This window comes from Janthinobacterium sp. SUN120, from assembly GCF_030397735.1.
GTDB lineage: Bacteria > Pseudomonadota > Gammaproteobacteria > Burkholderiales > Burkholderiaceae_D > Janthinobacterium > Janthinobacterium kumbetense.
Genome location: NZ_JAPUBW010000001.1, coordinates 1,507,213 through 1,522,690, shown reverse-complemented (window position 1 = coordinate 1,522,690; position 15,478 = coordinate 1,507,213). Strand labels below are relative to the sequence as shown.

The 15,478-nt window shown below is 60.7% G+C and carries 15 protein-coding genes; 14 read left to right on the top strand and 1 reads right to left on the bottom strand.

Translation table 11 applies throughout. The features are described 5' to 3' along the window. Window positions 1-30: 30 nt before the first annotated feature. Window positions 31-843, bottom strand: coding sequence for a type I methionyl aminopeptidase (gene map, locus O0879_RS06625; RefSeq protein WP_099668116.1), 813 nt, complete (start codon window positions 841-843; stop codon window positions 31-33). A 390-nt stretch (window positions 844-1,233) separates the two neighbouring features. On the opposite strand from map, the gene rpsB reads away from it, so the two are divergent. From rpsB to lpxB, 14 genes are all read left to right on the top strand, one after another. After that, a complete protein-coding gene (rpsB, locus tag O0879_RS06620; RefSeq protein ID WP_010397614.1) occupies window positions 1,234-1,986 on the top strand; it encodes a 30S ribosomal protein S2 in 753 nt (250 codons plus the stop codon). Window positions 1,987-2,144: 158 nt separating this feature from the next. After that, window positions 2,145-3,056 carry a translation elongation factor Ts gene (gene tsf, locus O0879_RS06615; protein ID WP_034752260.1) on the top strand — a complete coding sequence of 304 codons (912 nt, stop codon included), beginning with the start codon at window positions 2,145-2,147 and terminating at the stop codon, window positions 3,054-3,056. Window positions 3,057-3,204: 148 nt separating this feature from the next. After that, entirely contained in the window at window positions 3,205-3,921 is a 717-nt protein-coding gene (pyrH, locus tag O0879_RS06610) for a UMP kinase (RefSeq protein ID WP_034752258.1), read from the top strand. A 176-nt stretch (window positions 3,922-4,097) separates the two neighbouring features. Further along, window positions 4,098-4,658: a ribosome recycling factor gene (frr, locus tag O0879_RS06605; RefSeq protein WP_034784152.1), complete on the top strand. Its 561-nt coding sequence runs from the start codon at window positions 4,098-4,100 to the stop codon at window positions 4,656-4,658. A 99-nt stretch (window positions 4,659-4,757) separates the two neighbouring features. Continuing rightward, window positions 4,758-5,525: a polyprenyl diphosphate synthase gene (gene uppS / locus O0879_RS06600; protein WP_099664331.1), complete on the top strand. Its 768-nt coding sequence runs from the start codon at window positions 4,758-4,760 to the stop codon at window positions 5,523-5,525. Further along, window positions 5,525-6,358, top strand: coding sequence for a phosphatidate cytidylyltransferase (locus O0879_RS06595; protein WP_289915538.1), 834 nt, complete (start codon window positions 5,525-5,527; stop codon window positions 6,356-6,358). Before uppS ends, O0879_RS06595 begins: the two co-directional genes overlap by 1 nt. Window positions 6,359-6,366: 8 nt before the next feature. After that, on the top strand, window positions 6,367-7,551 hold the full coding sequence (gene ispC, locus O0879_RS06590; RefSeq protein ID WP_289915536.1) for a 1-deoxy-D-xylulose-5-phosphate reductoisomerase: 1,185 nt from the start codon (window positions 6,367-6,369) through the stop codon (window positions 7,549-7,551). Further along, window positions 7,548-8,909, top strand: coding sequence for an RIP metalloprotease RseP (gene rseP / locus O0879_RS06585; RefSeq protein ID WP_099664328.1), 1,362 nt, complete (start codon window positions 7,548-7,550; stop codon window positions 8,907-8,909). Before ispC ends, rseP begins: the two co-directional genes overlap by 4 nt. Before the next feature lie 83 nt (window positions 8,910-8,992). Then, window positions 8,993-11,329, top strand: a complete 2,337-nt coding sequence (gene bamA / locus O0879_RS06580) for an outer membrane protein assembly factor BamA (RefSeq protein ID WP_289915533.1) — start codon at window positions 8,993-8,995, stop codon at window positions 11,327-11,329. A gap of 51 nt (window positions 11,330-11,380) precedes the next feature. After that, on the top strand, window positions 11,381-11,899 hold the full coding sequence (locus O0879_RS06575; RefSeq protein ID WP_099379860.1) for an OmpH family outer membrane protein: 519 nt from the start codon (window positions 11,381-11,383) through the stop codon (window positions 11,897-11,899). A gap of 70 nt (window positions 11,900-11,969) precedes the next feature. Next, window positions 11,970-13,025: a UDP-3-O-(3-hydroxymyristoyl)glucosamine N-acyltransferase gene (lpxD, locus tag O0879_RS06570; protein ID WP_289915531.1), complete on the top strand. Its 1,056-nt coding sequence runs from the start codon at window positions 11,970-11,972 to the stop codon at window positions 13,023-13,025. Beyond that, the gene (gene fabZ, locus O0879_RS06565) at window positions 13,022-13,516 is read left to right on the top strand and encodes a 3-hydroxyacyl-ACP dehydratase FabZ (RefSeq protein WP_071077748.1); all 495 of its coding nucleotides are present in this window, start codon (window positions 13,022-13,024) and stop codon (window positions 13,514-13,516) included. The genes lpxD and fabZ overlap by 4 nt, the downstream gene beginning before the upstream one ends. A 1-nt stretch (window position 13,517) precedes the next feature. Continuing rightward, complete coding sequence (gene lpxA, locus O0879_RS06560; RefSeq protein ID WP_289915530.1) at window positions 13,518-14,309, top strand: acyl-ACP--UDP-N-acetylglucosamine O-acyltransferase; 792 nt, start codon at window positions 13,518-13,520, stop codon at window positions 14,307-14,309. Further along, window positions 14,293-15,477, top strand: a complete 1,185-nt coding sequence (lpxB, locus tag O0879_RS06555; protein WP_289915529.1) for a lipid-A-disaccharide synthase — start codon at window positions 14,293-14,295, stop codon at window positions 15,475-15,477. Before lpxA ends, lpxB begins: the two co-directional genes overlap by 17 nt. Window position 15,478: the final 1 nt, after the last annotated feature.

Sequence of the window (15,478 nt, the reverse complement as noted above, 5' to 3'; positions counted from 1 at the left end):
GCCCTGGGTGGCGGTGCGTGGGGTGGAGGATCAGGCTTTGTTCAGGATCAAGGCCGGTGGTGGCGGCATGCCGGGCGAGACGGTCAGCACTTCATAGCCCGTTTCCGTCACCAGCACTGTGTGTTCCCATTGCGCCGACAGGCTGCGGTCCTTGGTTTTGATGGTCCAGCCATCGTTCATTTCGCGGATTTCGCGGCGGCCCGAGTTGATCATCGGTTCGACGGTGAAAATCATGCCCGCTTCCAGGCGTTCCAGGGTGCCTGGCTTGCCGTAATGCAACACTTGCGGTTCTTCATGGAAGACCTTGCCGATGCCGTGGCCGCAGAATTCGCGCACCACGCTGTAGCCTGCCTTTTCCGCGTGCTGCTGGATGGCGTGGCCGATATCGCCCAGGTGGGCGCCCGGCTTGATCTGGGCTATGCCCAGCCACATGCATTCATAGGTGATTTCCGACAGGCGCTTGGCCAGGATGGTCGGCGTGCCGACGAGGAACATGCGGCTGTTGTCGCCGTGGTAGCCATCCTTGATGACGGTGATGTCGAGGTTGACGGAGTCGCCGCTTTTCAAGACCTTGTCGCCGGGGATGCCATGGCAGATGACGTCGTTGACGGAGGTGCAGATGGCTTTCGGGTAGGGCGTGTAGCCGGGCGGGCAATAGTTCAGCGGGGCAGGGATGGTGCCTTGCACGTTGACCATGTATTCGTGGCACAGGCGATCCAGTTCGCCGGTCGTGACGCCGACCTTGACGAAGGGAGTGATGTAGTCGAGCACTTCGGCGCCGAGTTTGCCGGCAACGCGCATGCCTTCGATGTCGGCGGCGGTATTGATACGGATGGTGGACATGATGTAATTCGCAATCTGCAAGTTGTTCGGGTGAAAAGCACAGACGAATCTCAGCGTAGGAGGAAAAGTCTGCAAATATGTCGAAATTATAAACGAGGCGCCCTGTATCCGCCGCCTCCATCCTAGGGCGAGCAGGCGTTTTTTGCGGGAATGGCCATGGCGGATACGCGTTGCACCAGCGTGGTGCAACGCTTGCCGTCGCTGCGCGCGCGATTTGCGCCGTGGACTTGATGAAATGGGCATTTCGGTGTAGAATCCCGGGTTGCTTGAATTCTCTTTTAAGCAATGTAGTAAAACAGTGTCTTTAATTTATATAAACACGCGAATCCGGTCGACAAGGGTGCCTGTATGGTGACTGATCGGATTCCAGACCCAACCCTGGAGTTAATAATGTCCGTAACAATGCGCGAAATGCTGGAAGCCGGTGTCCACTTTGGTCACCAAACCCGTTTTTGGAATCCAAAAATGGCACCGTTCATCTTCGGCCATCGCAACAAGATCCACATCATCAACCTGGAAAAAACCATGGCGATGTACCAGGACGCAATGAAGCACGTGCGTCAACTGGCTGCAAACCGTGGCACCATCCTGATGGTTGGCACCAAGCGTCAAGCTCGCGAAATCATCGCTGCTGAAGCACAACGCGCTGGCGTGCCTTTCGTTGATCAACGTTGGTTGGGCGGCATGCTGACCAACTTCAAAACGATCAAAACCTCGATCAAGCGTCTGAAAGACATGGAAGTGATGATCGAAGACGGTTCGATCGAGAAGCTGTCGAAAAAAGAAGCGCTGATGTTCTCCCGCGAAATGATCAAGCTGCAAAAATCGATCGGCGGCATCAAGGACATGGGCGGCATTCCTGACGCAATCTTCGTCGTCGACGTCGGCTACCACAAAGGTGCGATCACCGAAGCAGCTAAACTGGGTATCCCGGTCATCGGCGTTGTCGATACCAACCACTCCCCAGAAGGCGTGAACTTCGTGATCCCAGGTAACGATGACTCCTCGAAAGCCATCATGTTGTACGCTCGCGGTGTTGCTGATGCAATCATCGAAGGCCGTGCAGCTGCCGGTAACGAAGTTGTTGAAATGGTTAAAGCAGCCGCTGGCGACGAATTCGTCGAAGTAAACGAACAGGCTTAATGGCCAGGCTATCGCAGGATAGCCGTTTGTAAGCACAGCAGTAAGGGAAAAGGGGTGGCAGCAGCTCCCCCTTTTTTTTAACAAAAAAACGATAGTGACCGCTGGCGAGGCATGCATGCCCGGCCGCGACTATCGACTCACCGAATCAGGAGAAACACATGGCAGCGATTACAGCAGCGATGGTAGGCGAATTGCGCGGCAAAACCGACGCACCAATGATGGAATGCAAAAAAGCACTGACCGAAGCCGAAGGCGACATGGCTCGTGCGGAAGAGATCCTGCGCGTCAAACTGGGCGGCAAGGCATCGAAAGCATCGGCACGCATCACCGCTGAAGGCGTCGTGGCAACTTACATCGCCAATGGCGTAGGCGCCCTGGTCGAAGTGAACTCGGAAACCGACTTCGTTGCGAAAAACGACGATTTCCTGGCACTGGCCAACAACGCTGCCCGTCTGGTAGCGGAACACAACCCGGCTGACGTCGCTGCTCTGCTGGCCCTGCCACTCGATGGCAAGACCCTGGAAGACGTGCGCGCTGCCCTGATCGGCAAAATCGGCGAAAACATGACGATCCGCCGCTTCCAGCGTTTCGAAACCAGCGCCAAGCTGGCTTCGTACCTGCACGGTTCGCGCATTGGCGTGATCGTCGAATTCGACGGCGCCGATGAGCAAGTCGGCAAAGACGTGGCCATGCACATCGCTGCCATGAAGCCAGTGTCGCTGTCGTCGAACGAAGTTCCTGCGGAACTGATCGAAAAAGAGCGTTCGGTTGCACAACTGAAAGCCGAAGAAGACGCAGCCAAAGCGGCCGCCGAAGGCAAGCCAGCGCAATCGCCGGAAATCCTGGCCAAGCGCCTGGAAGGTTCCGTACAGAAGTTCTTGAAAGAAGTTTCCCTGCTGAACCAAGCTTTCGTGAAAAACGACAAGCTGTCGGTTGAGCAAATGCTGAAGGCGGCTAACACCAGCGTCAAAGGTTTCGCCATGTACGTAGTGGGCGAGGGCATCGAGAAGAAGCAAGACGACTTCGCAGCAGAAGTCGCAGCACAGATGGCTGCCTCCCAGGGAGCGTAAGTAAAGCGGGCCGAGAGGCCCGTTTTTTTGGCCCGCCCGCACCTGTCGTGCCGGGCGGCGGCATGGGCAGCTTCCTCCCGCCTATCCGGCGCTGCAAGGCGCTGCGCCATGTCATACTCGAATAACCTCATTTATGGAGCCCCAGCTCATGTCAAAACCAGCCTACAAGCGCGTCCTCCTCAAGTTGTCCGGCGAAGCCCTGATGGGTGATGATCCCTACGGCATCAACCGCGCCACGATCGAGCGCATGGTGGCCGATGTGGCCGAGGTGGCAAAGTTGGGTGTGGAACTGGCAATCGTGATTGGCGGCGGCAATATCTTCCGCGGCGTCGCGCCTGGTGCGCAAGGCATGGACCGCGCCACCGCCGACTACATGGGCATGCTTGCCACGGTGATGAACGCCCTGGCCCTGGCCGATGCCATGCGCCACGTCGGCATCACCGCGCGCGTCATGTCGGCCATCGGCATCGAGCAAGTGGTCGAGCCGTACGTCCGCCCGAAAGCCCTGCAATACCTGGAAGAAGGTAAAGTGGTTGTCTTCGCTGCCGGTACCGGTAATCCGTTCTTTACCACCGACACGGCAGCCGCCCTGCGCGGTTCCGAGATCAGCGCCGAGATCGTCCTGAAGGCCACCAAGGTCGACGGCGTCTACACGGCCGATCCGAAGAAGGATCCGAACGCCACCCTGTTCCACACGATTACGTTCGACGACGCCATCGCCAAGCACCTGCAAGTGATGGATGCCACCGCATTCGCCCTGTGCCGCGACCAGAAACTGCCAATCAAAGTGTTTTCGATCACCAAGCCGGGCGCGCTGATGCGCGTCATCATGGGTGAAGATGAAGGCACGCTGGTTCACGTATAAGGGAAGCGGAGCGCCGAGAAACCGCTCATGGCTGCGTTGCAGCGCCTCGCCGTACATTAAGTACTGTCTTCGGCGCTGCGCCTTGCCCTGAACGGTTTTCGGCACTCCCGGCTGCGGTACCATTCAACCCGCAAGCGCAATAGAATATTCATTATTATCAAGACAAGGAGTAGGTAATGTCCTTAGCTGACGTTAAGAAGAACACCCAGGAACGCATGACGAAGTCGCTGGAAACACTGCGCGCCGACCTGGCCAAAGTGCGTACCGGCCGCGCCCATACGGGTATCCTGGACCACGTGATGGTCGATTACTACGGTTCGCCGACGGCGCTGACCCAGGTTGCCAACGTGACCCTGATCGACGCGCGCACCATCGGTGTGCAGCCGTACGAAAAGAAGATGGCCAACACCATCGAAAAAGCCATCCGCGACGCCGACCTGGGTTTGAACCCGTCGGCACAGGGCGACCTGATCCGCGTTCCGACGCCGCCGCTGACGGAAGAGCGCCGCAAGGAAATGGTCAAACTGGTCAAGAGCGAAGCGGAAGACGCGAAGATTGCCGTGCGTAACATTCGCCGCGATGCGAACGAGTCGCTGAAGAAACTGGTCAAGGAAAAAGCCTGCTCCGAGGACGATGAGCGCCGCTCGTCGGAAGAAGTGCAGAAGCTGACGGACAAGTTTATTGCCGACATCGACAAGATGGTGGTCGACAAAGAAAAAGAAGTGCTGACGGTCTAGTTTTCAGTTCTTTTGACACTGCCCGGAAAAGCATGGCTTTTCCGGGCAGTGCTATTTGGCGCATAATAGCTATCTTTTATTTTTGGTATTCGTGTTTTCATGATCTATTCGAGTTCGACAACGGCAGTACCTGAGGTGGGCACGGTGCCGCGCCATGTGGCAATCATTATGGATGGCAATGGCCGCTGGGCAACCAAGCGCTTCCTGCCCCGCGTGGCTGGCCACGTCAAGGGCGCCGACGCCGTGCGCGGCATCGTCGAGACTTGCCTCGATCGCGGTGTCGAGTACCTGACCCTGTTTGCCTTCAGTTCGGAAAACTGGCGCCGCCCGGAAGAAGAGGTGTCGATGCTGATGCGCCTGTTCGTCACGATGCTGGAACGCGAAGTGGTCAAGATGCACGCCAATGATATCCGCCTCAAGGTCGTGGGCGACCTGTCGCGCTTCAATGAGCAGTTGCAAACCCTGATCGCCAATGCGGAACGCAAGACGGCGAACAACACGCGCCTGACGGTGTCCATCTGCGCCAATTACGGCGGCCGCTGGGATATCATGCAGGCAGTCAACAAAATGACGGCCGAGGCGGCAGCCAACGGCCAGAGCGCCGGGCACGCCTACACGGAAGAGCAACTGGCGCCGCACCTGGCCATGGCTTACGCGCCCGAGCCCGATCTGTTTATCCGCACGGGCGGCGAGCAGCGCATTTCCAATTTCCTCCTGTGGCAACTGGCGTACACTGAGTTGTTTTTCACCGAGACTTTCTGGCCCGACTTCAATGACGAGTGCCTCGACGCGGCAATCGCGTCTTACCAGCAGCGCGAACGGCGCTTTGGCCGTACCAGCGCGCAATTAACTGAAAAGACAAACTGATGCTGAAAACACGGATAATCACCGCCCTGGTCTTGTTGGCGGTCTTGCTGCCGGTTCTGTATCTGAATTACTTCCCCGCCTTCGCCGTGATCGCCACGGCGTTCTTCGGCGCCGCCATCTGGGAAAGCTTCCGCATTTTCAAAAATCGCCAGGCGCTCCTGATTGCCGCCATCTGGACTGCCGCCTTCGCTTATACGTTTTTTGTCGGCAACGGCATGGCGCAGCTCAATTTCTGGTTCGCCCTGTGCGTGGCCATCTGGCTGATCCGCTTCGTGCCTTCGCTGGCGACGGGCTTGCCGCCCACCGAAGGCCTGGGCAATACCTTGCTCAGCCTGGTGTATCCGGTGACCATCGTCGGCTGCTTCGTCGCCATCATCGCCTTGTTCCTGCATAGCCCCTTGTACCTGCTGTCCGTGATGGCCCTCGTGTGGATCGCCGATGTCGGCGCCTATTTCTCGGGCAAGGCTTTCGGCAAGCGCAAGCTGGCGCCAAGTATTTCTCCTGGTAAATCCTGGGAAGGCGCCATCGGCGGCGGCATCGCCGTGCTCGTCATCGCCGCCATCACGATTTTCGCCGCGCCAGCACTGCCGGTCTTGCAAGACACCTTTGCCGTGCAGCTGCAATTGCGCCGCGGCTGGCTGGTAGCTTTGCTGGTGCTGCTGCTGATCGTCGCCGCCAGCATCGTCGGCGACCTGTTCGAATCCCAATTGAAGCGCCGCGCCGGCATCAAGGACAGCAGCAACCTGCTGCCTGGCCATGGCGGTGTACTCGACCGTATCGACGCGTTGATCCCGGTCCTGCCATTTGCCGCCCTCGTGGCCAGCTGGCTTTAAGGAAACTCATGCAATACATCACCATCCTTGGCGCGACCGGTTCGATCGGCGTGTCCACCCTGGACGTGCTCGCGCGTCACCCGGAGCAATACAGCGTGTACGCGTTGAGCGCGCACAGCCGTGTCGCCGAACTGGCCGCCCAGTGCCTGCAATTCCGTCCCCAGCGCGCCGTCGTCGGCACGGCTGACGCCGCCCTTGAGCTGACGCGTTTGCTGCGCGGGCAGGGCGTCGATACGCAAGTCGAGTACGGCGTGGAGGCACTGTGCGCCATCGCCAGCGCGCCGCAAGTGACGGGCGTGATGGCGGCCATCGTCGGCGCGGCCGGTCTGGCGCCGACCCTGGCGGCGGCACGTGCCGGCAAGAAAGTATTGCTGGCCAACAAGGAAGCGCTGGTCATGTCCGGCCAGCTGTTCATCGATGCCGTGCATGACAACGGCGCCGTACTGCTGCCGATCGACAGCGAACATAACGCCATCTTCCAATGCATGCCGCATGCCCATGGCCGCGCGCCGGGCGCCGCGGGCGTAGCGAAAATCGTGCTGACGGCGTCAGGCGGCCCCTTCCTCACGCGCGACGTCGAGACGCTCGACACGGTCACGCCGGACCAGGCTTGCAAGCATCCGACCTGGGCCATGGGGCGCAAGATTTCCGTCGATTCGGCCACCATGATGAACAAGGGCCTGGAAGTGATCGAGGCGCACTGGCTGTTCGGCGCGCCGGCGGAGCAGATCGAAGTGCTGATCCACCCGCAAAGCGTGATTCATTCGATGGTGTCGTACATCGACGGTTCCGTGCTGGCCCAGCTGGGCAATCCGGACATGCGCACGCCGATCGCGCATGCGCTGGCGTATCCACAGCGTATCAACTCTGGCGTGGCGCAGCTTGACCTGGCGCAAGTGGCCACCTTGCAGTTCGAACGTCCCGATTTCCGCCGCTTCCCCTGCCTGGCGCTGGCCTTCGACGCCCTGCGCGCGGGCGGCACGGCGCCGGCCTTGCTGAACGCGGCCAATGAAGTGGCCGTGCAAGCCTTCCTCGATGAACAGATCGGCTTCCGCCAGATCGACCGCGTCATCGCGCACGTGATCGAGACGGTGCCGCACGGCGCCGCTTCGAGCATCGAGGCCGTGATGGAGCAGGACCGCCTGGCCAGAGCGGCCGCGCACGCGTACATTGCCCGCAGGCTGGCCGCATGACCCTGATTACCACCTTGCTGGCGTTCATCGTCGCGCTGGGCTCGCTGATCACCCTGCACGAGCTGGGCCACTATCTGGTGGCGCGCTGGTGCGGCGTAAAAGTGCTGCGTTTCTCGATCGGCATGGGAAAAGTGGTGTATTCGCGCAAGTTTGGCAAGGACCAGACGGAATGGGCGATTTCCGCGCTGCCGCTGGGCGGCTATGTCAGCATGCTCGACAGCCGCGCGCAAGACCTCAGCGACTTGCCGGAAAGCGAATTGCGCCGCGAATTCACGCGCCAGAGCGTGTGGCGCCGCATCGCCATCGTGGCTGCCGGCCCGCTGGCCAATTTCCTCGTCGCCATCGTGCTGTACGCGGGCCTGTTCATGCATGGCATCGAAGAGCCGTCGAGCAAGCTCGGCCCTGTGGCCGAGCAGACCGCCGCCTATGCGGCCGGCTTGCGCAGCGGCGATACGGTCGAAGCGGTGAATGGCAAGGCCGTGGCCAGCTGGTCCGAGCTGCGCTGGGAACTGATCCAGGCCACCCTCGACAAGCAGCCGGCGCGCATCGAAGTGCGCCGTCCCGACCGTGGCCAGCAGGAAGCGACCTTGCCGACGGCCAGCCTGACGGAAGCGGACCTGGAAGGCGACGTGCTGGGCAAGCTGGGCCTGACCTTGGCCCGTTCCGCGCCCACCTTGATGGAAATCATGCCCGATGGCGCCGCCGCGCGCGCCGGCCTGCAGAAAAACGACCAGATCCTGGCCATCGACGAACAGCCCGTGCACGACGTGGCGGCCGTCATCGCCACTCTGAGCCAGGCGCCGGGCCGGACCTTGCAATTGCAGCTCTTGCGCCAGGGCCAGGACCTGACCCTGTCCATTACGCCGGACGCCGTGCCGGGCGCCGGGGCAGAGGGAGCTGTAACAGTTGGTAAGATACAGGCAAAGCTGGGACAGGTGCCGGATATGATCACCGTGGCCTCCGGACCGTTCTCTGCCGTGGGCAAGGCGTCCGCCAAGGTCTGGGATACCAGTGTCATGAGCCTGAAAATGCTGGGCAAAATGATCACCGGCCAGGTCTCGCTGAAGAATGTGACGGGTCCCATTACCATCGCCGATTACGCGGGCCAGACGGCGCGCATCGGCCTGGTAAGCTACCTGAGCTTCATTGCCTTCATCAGTATCAGTCTGGGCGTGATGAATTTGCTACCCATTCCTGTTCTGGATGGCGGGCATTTGCTGTATTATTCGCTGGAAGTTTTGACCGGACGCCCCTTGCCGGAGCGCGTAGGCGAGATTGCCCAGCGCCTGGGGATCGGTTTGCTGCTGACCTTGATGGTGCTTGCCGTCTTTAATGACGTGTTGCGATTGCTGAATTAGGGCGGTGGTTGATGCCATTGCGTGAGTCGCACAAGCAATCTTTTGTGTATGTTGTCCATTGATTTACCCATTGAATAACCCCAATGAAATTACATTCTGCTCGTTTTGCCTTGCCTTCCTTTCGTCGCAGCCTGATCGGCGCCGCCGTCATGGCCATCTGTTCCGGCCACGCGCTGGCCGTCCAGCCATTTACTGTCAAGGACATCCGGGTCGAAGGGATCCAGCGTACCGAGGCGGGCACCGTCTTTGCCTACCTGCCGGTGCGGGTCGGCGAAACGTTCTCCGACGAGAAGAGCGTTGCCGCCATCAAGGCCCTGTATGCGACGGGCATGTTCAAGGATGTGCGCCTGGAAGCCGATGGCGACGTGCTGGTGGTGCTGGTCGAGGAACGCCCGGCCATCGCTTCCGTGGCATTTACGGGTACCAAGGAATTTGAAAAGGATGTGCTGGTCAAGGCATTGAAGGAAATCGGTGTGGGCGAAGCCAAGATTTTCGACAAGGCGTCTGTTGACCGCGCGGAACAGGAACTCAAGCGCCAGTACCTGTCGCATGGCCTGTACGGCGTGAAGATCACCACCACCGTCACGCCGATCGAGCGCAACCGCGTCAACGTGGTGTTCGCCGTCGACGAGGGCGACGTGGCCCGCATCAAGCAGATCAACATCGTCGGCAACAAGGCCTTCACCGACAAGGAACTGCGCGAGCAGCTGGCCCTGAACACGGGCGGCTGGTTCAGCTGGTACACCAAGGCCGATCAATATTCGAAGACCAAGCTGACGGGCGACATCGAGTCGCTCAAGTCCTACTACCTGGACCGCGGCTATATCGAGATGCAGGTCGACTCGACGCAAGTGTCGATCACGCCCGATAAAAAAGACATTTACCTGACGATCAATATCACCGAAGGTGAAAAGTACAAGATCGCCGGCACCAAGTTCGAAGGCGAGATGTTTGGCCGCGAAGAAGAGCTGAAAGCCCTGAACCTGATGCGCGAAGGCGAAATCTATTCGGGCGCGCGCCTGACGGCGACGAACAAGCGCATCCAGGATCGCCTGGCCACGTTCGGCTACGCGTTTGCCAACGTCAACGCCAATCCGGAAATCAACCGTGAAAAGCATGAAGTCGGTTTCACCTTCTTCATCGATCCGGGCAAGCGCGTCTACGTGCGCCACATGAATATCGCCGGCAATACCACCACGCGCGATGAAGTCATCCGCCGCGAATTCCGCCAGTTCGAATCGTCCTGGTATGACAGCAACAAGATCAAGCTGTCGCGCGACCGTGTCGACCGTCTGGGCTACTTCAAGGACGTGACCATCGACACGCCGGAAGCGCAGGGCACGACCGACCAGGTCGACGTCAACGTGACGGTGGTGGAAAAACCAACGGGTAACTTCCTGATCGGCGGCGCTTTCTCGCAGTCGGAAAAATTCACCCTGTCGGCGTCGATTTCGCAGGCCAACTTTGCCGGTAGCGGCAACACGGTCGGCATTGAACTCAATACCAGCCATTACAGCCGCACGATTGCGTTTTCGCAAACCAATCCGTACTTCACGGACGACGGCATTTCGCGCAGCTTTGAAGTCTACCTGCGGACGACGGAACCGCCAGCGCTGAACATCGGCAGCTACAAGATCAAGCAAACCGGTGGCCGCGTCAGTTTCGGCGTGCCGTTCTCCGAAGTCGACACCGTCTTCTTCGGTATCGGCGCCGAGCGCTCGCGCATCGAAACCGACGTCACCAGCCCGGTCCGCTTCAAGCAGTACGTGATCGACAATGGCGGCCCGTCGGACGGTATCGGTTCGGCTACCACGAATTCCATCCCGCTGACGGCGGCATGGCAGCGCGACAGCCGCGACAGCGCCCTGACGCCATCGATCGGCCGCTACCAGCGCATCAACCTGGAGGCTGACCTGATCGGCGACCAGAAATACTTCCGTGCCATCTACGAGCACCAGTATTTCCGTCCGCTGTTCAGCAAGGTCACCCTGGCGCTGAAGGGCGAGATCGATTACGGCCACGGTATCGGCAATCACGTGTACCCCGTCTTCAAGAACTTCTACGGCGGCGGTATCGGTTCGGTGCGCGGCTACCTGAGTTCTTCGCTGGGCGCGGTTGAACCGAGCACCAACGATGCATTGGGCGGCGCTTCGCGCCTGATCGGTAACGCGGAACTGCAGATGCCATTCCCCGGTTCGGGCAATGACCGCAGTCTGCGCTGGTTCGGTTTCCTTGACGGCGGCCAGGTCTATCAGGAAGGCGAAAAAATGCGGATCTCGCAATTGCGCTATTCTGCTGGCTTGGGCATCAGCTGGATTTCACCGGTGGGCCCGCTCAAGCTGAGCTATGCCAAGCCGCTGAACGCCAAGCCGACGGACCGCCTGGAGCGCTTCCAGTTCCAGATGGGCACCGGTTTCTAACCGGCCATCTGAAACGGGGCGACAGCTTTTACTTTTTGACCATGGAGTATCATGAACACCGCATCCGCCACCCTGCCCAAGTCCCTTGCCATGATTGCATTGTGCTGGAGTTCGCTGTTGCCGGTGCAGGCGCAGGCTCAGGAGTCGAAGATCGCCTGGATCAGCAGCGAACGTATTTATAACGAATCGAGGCTGGCCAAGCTGGCCAGCGCCAAGCTGGCCGAAGAGTTCCGCTCGCGTGAAAAAGCCGTGCAGGAACTGGCCAGCCGCTTCAAGGTCGCCAACGAAGCCCTGGAAAAGGACATGCCGACCCTGAGCGAGGCGGAGCGCGCCAAGCGCCAGCGCGAGTTTTTCGAGCTGGACAAGGAGCTGCAGCGCCGCCAGCGCGAGTTCCGCGAAGACTTGAGCCAGCGCACGAACGAAGAGCGCAGCGCCATCGCGGAAAAAGCCAACACCATCATCCAGCAGATGGCGCATATCGAAGGATATGACATCGTGCTGCAGGAAGCCCTGTGGGCCAGCCCGCGCATCGACATCACCGACAAGGTCTTGAAGGCGCTGGACAAGTAATCGAAACGGTTTCAAGCCTGCCAGTGCATGTTCTGCGTGCACTGGCAGGCGTATTTATAAAGGTAATCAGATGGGCACTCGACTAGGAGAATTGGTCGAACGCTTCGGCGGGCAATTGGCGGGCGATCCGAACCTGGAAGTCACAGGCATCGCACCGCTGGCCGACGCCGGCGCTTCGCACATCAGCTTTCTCAGCAATAGCAAATTCCGCGCACAGGCGGCCAGCAGCGACGCTGCCGCGCTGATCCTCACGCCGGCCGACGACGCACTGATCGGCGCCGAGTATGCCGGTGCGCGCATCGTCACACCGAATCCCTATGTGTATTTTGCGCGCGCGGCGCAGTATTTCGCCGCCTTGCACGAGATCAAGGCCCCGGTCGGCATCCACCCGGGCGCCTTTGTCGACGCCAGCGCGCAGGTTGACGCCAGCGCCTCCGTCGGCGTGCATGCGGTGATCGAAGCGGGCGCCGTGATCGGTGCCGGCTGCGTCATCGGGCCTGGCTGCGTGGTGGGGCGCGACGCCGTCATCGGCGCAGGCACGCAACTGCTGGCCAACGTGACCTTCCATGCGCGCTGCGTGATCGGCCAGCGCGGCATCATCCATTCGGGCGCCGTGATCGGCACCGACGGATTCGGCTTCGCCAACGAAGGCGGCGTGTATATCAAGATTCCGCAGACGGGCAGGGTGGTGATCGGTGACGATGTCGATATCGGCGCCAACACCACCATCGACCGCGGCGCACTGACCGACACCATCATCGAAGATGGCGTCAAGCTCGATAACCAGATCCAGATCGGCCACAACTGCCATATCGGCGCACACACGGCCATGGCCGGCTGCGTCGGCGTGGCCGGCAGCGCCATCATCGGCAAGTACTGCACCTTTGGCGGCGCCGCCATGGTGCTGGGCCACCTGACCATTGCCGACCGCGTCCACGTGGGCTCGGGCAGCATGGTCTCGCGTTCGATCGCGGAGCCGGGCCAGTACACGGGTTTTTATCCGCTGGCCAAGAACGCCGACTGGGAAAAGAGCGCCGCCATCGTGCGCAACCTGTCAAGCATGCGCGAGAAGATCCGCGCGCTTGAAAAAACAATTAAAACACTGACCACGCAAGACGAAAAATGACTACTGAAAAAAAGACCCTCGACATCCTGGCCATCAAATCGCTGCTGCCGCACCGCTATCCGCTGCTGCTGGTTGACCGCGTGCTGGACTGGGAAGCGAACAAAACCATCACCGCCATCAAGAACGTGACGGTCAACGAAGAGTTCTTCCAGGGCCATTTCCCGCACAAACCGGTCATGCCCGGCGTGCTGATGATCGAAGCGCTGGCGCAAACGGCGGCCTTGCTGTCGTTCCTGTCGATGGGCGTGAAACCGGACGAAAATTCGGTGGTGTACTTCGTCGGCATCGACAATGCGCGCTTCAAGCGTCCTGTCGAACCGGGCGACCAGCTGAAGATGGATGTGGAAATCCTGCGCGTCTCGCGCGGCATCTGGAAATACAAGGCAGTCGGCTCCGTCGACGGCAAGGTGGCGCTGGAAGCGGAACTGATGTGCACCATCCGCAGCGCGCAGGATGCGAGCCAGTCTGCGAGCCAGCCAGCGGGGCAGTAATATGGCGGCCATCCACTCCACGGCAGTGATCGACCCGAAGGCCGAGCTCGACAGCTCGGTCGAGGTGGGTCCGTACACCATCATCGGTCCGCACGTGCGCATCGGCGCCGGCACCAAGGTCGGCCCGCACGTGGTCATCGACGGCCATACGACGATCGGCAGCGACAACCACCTGTTCCAGTTTTCTTCCATCGGCGCGCAGCCGCAGGATAAAAAATGGGCGGGCGAGGCGACGCGCCTGGAAATCGGCGACCGCAACACCATCCGCGAATTTTGCACCTTCAACACGGGTACCGTGCAGGGCGGCGGCGTGACGCGCCTGGGCAACGACAACTGGATTTCGGCATACGTGCACCTGGCGCATGACTGCCTGGTGGGCAATAACACCATCTTTTCGAACAATGCCCAGCTGGCGGGCCACGTGGAGATCGGCGACTGGGTCATCATGAGCGGCTTCGCCAACGTGCACCAGTTCTGCAAGATCGGCGCGCATGCCTTTGTCGGCATGAGCACCAGCCTGACGCAGGACGTGCCGCCTTTTGTGCTGTTGAACGGCAATCCGGCGCAGGCGCATGGCGTCAATATCGAGGGCTTGAAACGCCGCGGCTTTACGCGCGAGCAGATCAACGGCATCCGCGCCGCGTATAAAATCATCTACCGCTCGGGACTGACCCTGGAGGAATCGAAGGCAGCCCTGTTCGAAGAAGAAGCGGCGTCGTCGCCCGAGGTGGCGCAACACATTCGCGCCATGCGCGAATTCCTTGGCGTGGCCTCGCGTGGCATCGTCCGCTGACCAGGCCAGCGGCCTCGCTGTCGCCAACGTCGCCATCGTCGCCGGCGAGGTGTCGGGCGACCTGCTGGCCAGCCGGCTGCTGTCTGGCCTCGTGCCGCAGCTGCCCGGCACGCGCTTCCACGGCATCGGCGGCGAGCACATGGCCAAGCAGGGCTTTATCTCCGACTGGCCGCTCGACAAGCTGACGGTACGGGGCCTCTTCGAGATCATTCCCCGCTACCGCGAAATCAAGGGCATCCAGAACGCGCTGCGCGACCAGTTGCTGGCGGAACGGCCGGCCGTCTTCATCGGCGCCGATTATCCCGGCTTCAACCTGGGCCTGGAACAGCAGCTCAAGGAAGGCGGCATCCCCACCGTGCACTACATCGGGCCGCAGATCTGGGCCTGGCGCGGCGGGCGCATCAAGAAAATCATCAAGGCCGTCTCGCACATGCTGGTGATCTTCCCGTTCGAGGAAGAGATCTACCGCAAGGCGGGCGTGCCCGTCACCTATGTCGGCCATCCGCTGGCCGAAATGATCCCCTTGCAGCCCGACGAAGCGGCCGCGCGCCGCACCCTGGGCTTGCCGGAAGACGCGAACGTCGTGACCTTGATGCCGGGCAGCCGCATGGGCGAGCTCAAATACAATACGGTGGCGTTCGTGGCTGCCTGCAAGCTGCTGCTGGCGCGCGACCGCTCCTTGCGTTTCGTCGCGCCCATGGCCGGCGAAAAACAGCGCCAGTACTTTTTGCAGCTGATCCGCGAAGCGGGCCTGCAGGACATCGAGATACTGCTGACGGATGGCGGCTCGCACACGGCCATCTGCGCCGCCGATGCGGTGCTGGTGGCGTCCGGCACAGCCTCGCTGGAAGTGGCGCTGTACAAGAAACCCATGGTTATCGCCTACAAGATGATGCGGGCGTCGTGGGAAATCATGCGCCACATGGGTTACCAGCCGTGGATCGGTTTGCCGAATATCCTGGCGCGCGACTACCTGGTGCCCGAGCTGCTGCAGAACGCGGCCAGCCCGGAAGCGCTGGCCGAGGCCATGTGGCAGCAGCTGAGCGACGTGCCGGGCCGCCTGCGCCTGGTGCAGCGCTTCACGGACATGCACCACAGCCTGCTGCGCGACAGCGCGCGCGAAAGCGCCAACGCCGTCATGCAAGTCATCGCCGCCAACCGCAAGTAAC

Coding starts and splice junctions, on each gene's coding strand:
- rpsB (WP_010397614.1), top strand. CDS start 1,234: ATGTCCGTAACAATGCGCGAAATGCTGGAAGCCGGTGTCCACTTTGGT.
- bamA (WP_289915533.1), top strand. CDS start 8,993: ATGAAATTACATTCTGCTCGTTTTGCCTTGCCTTCCTTTCGTCGCAGC.
- rseP (WP_099664328.1), top strand. CDS start 7,548: ATGACCCTGATTACCACCTTGCTGGCGTTCATCGTCGCGCTGGGCTCG.
- O0879_RS06595 (WP_289915538.1), top strand. CDS start 5,525: ATGCTGAAAACACGGATAATCACCGCCCTGGTCTTGTTGGCGGTCTTG.
- frr (WP_034784152.1), top strand. CDS start 4,098: ATGTCCTTAGCTGACGTTAAGAAGAACACCCAGGAACGCATGACGAAG.
- pyrH (WP_034752258.1), top strand. CDS start 3,205: ATGTCAAAACCAGCCTACAAGCGCGTCCTCCTCAAGTTGTCCGGCGAA.
- fabZ (WP_071077748.1), top strand. CDS start 13,022: ATGACTACTGAAAAAAAGACCCTCGACATCCTGGCCATCAAATCGCTG.
- lpxD (WP_289915531.1), top strand. CDS start 11,970: ATGGGCACTCGACTAGGAGAATTGGTCGAACGCTTCGGCGGGCAATTG.
- map (WP_099668116.1), bottom strand. CDS start 843: ATGTCCACCATCCGTATCAATACCGCCGCCGACATCGAAGGCATGCGC.
- O0879_RS06575 (WP_099379860.1), top strand. CDS start 11,381: ATGAACACCGCATCCGCCACCCTGCCCAAGTCCCTTGCCATGATTGCA.
- uppS (WP_099664331.1), top strand. CDS start 4,758: ATGATCTATTCGAGTTCGACAACGGCAGTACCTGAGGTGGGCACGGTG.
- tsf (WP_034752260.1), top strand. CDS start 2,145: ATGGCAGCGATTACAGCAGCGATGGTAGGCGAATTGCGCGGCAAAACC.
- ispC (WP_289915536.1), top strand. CDS start 6,367: ATGCAATACATCACCATCCTTGGCGCGACCGGTTCGATCGGCGTGTCC.
- lpxA (WP_289915530.1), top strand. CDS start 13,518: ATGGCGGCCATCCACTCCACGGCAGTGATCGACCCGAAGGCCGAGCTC.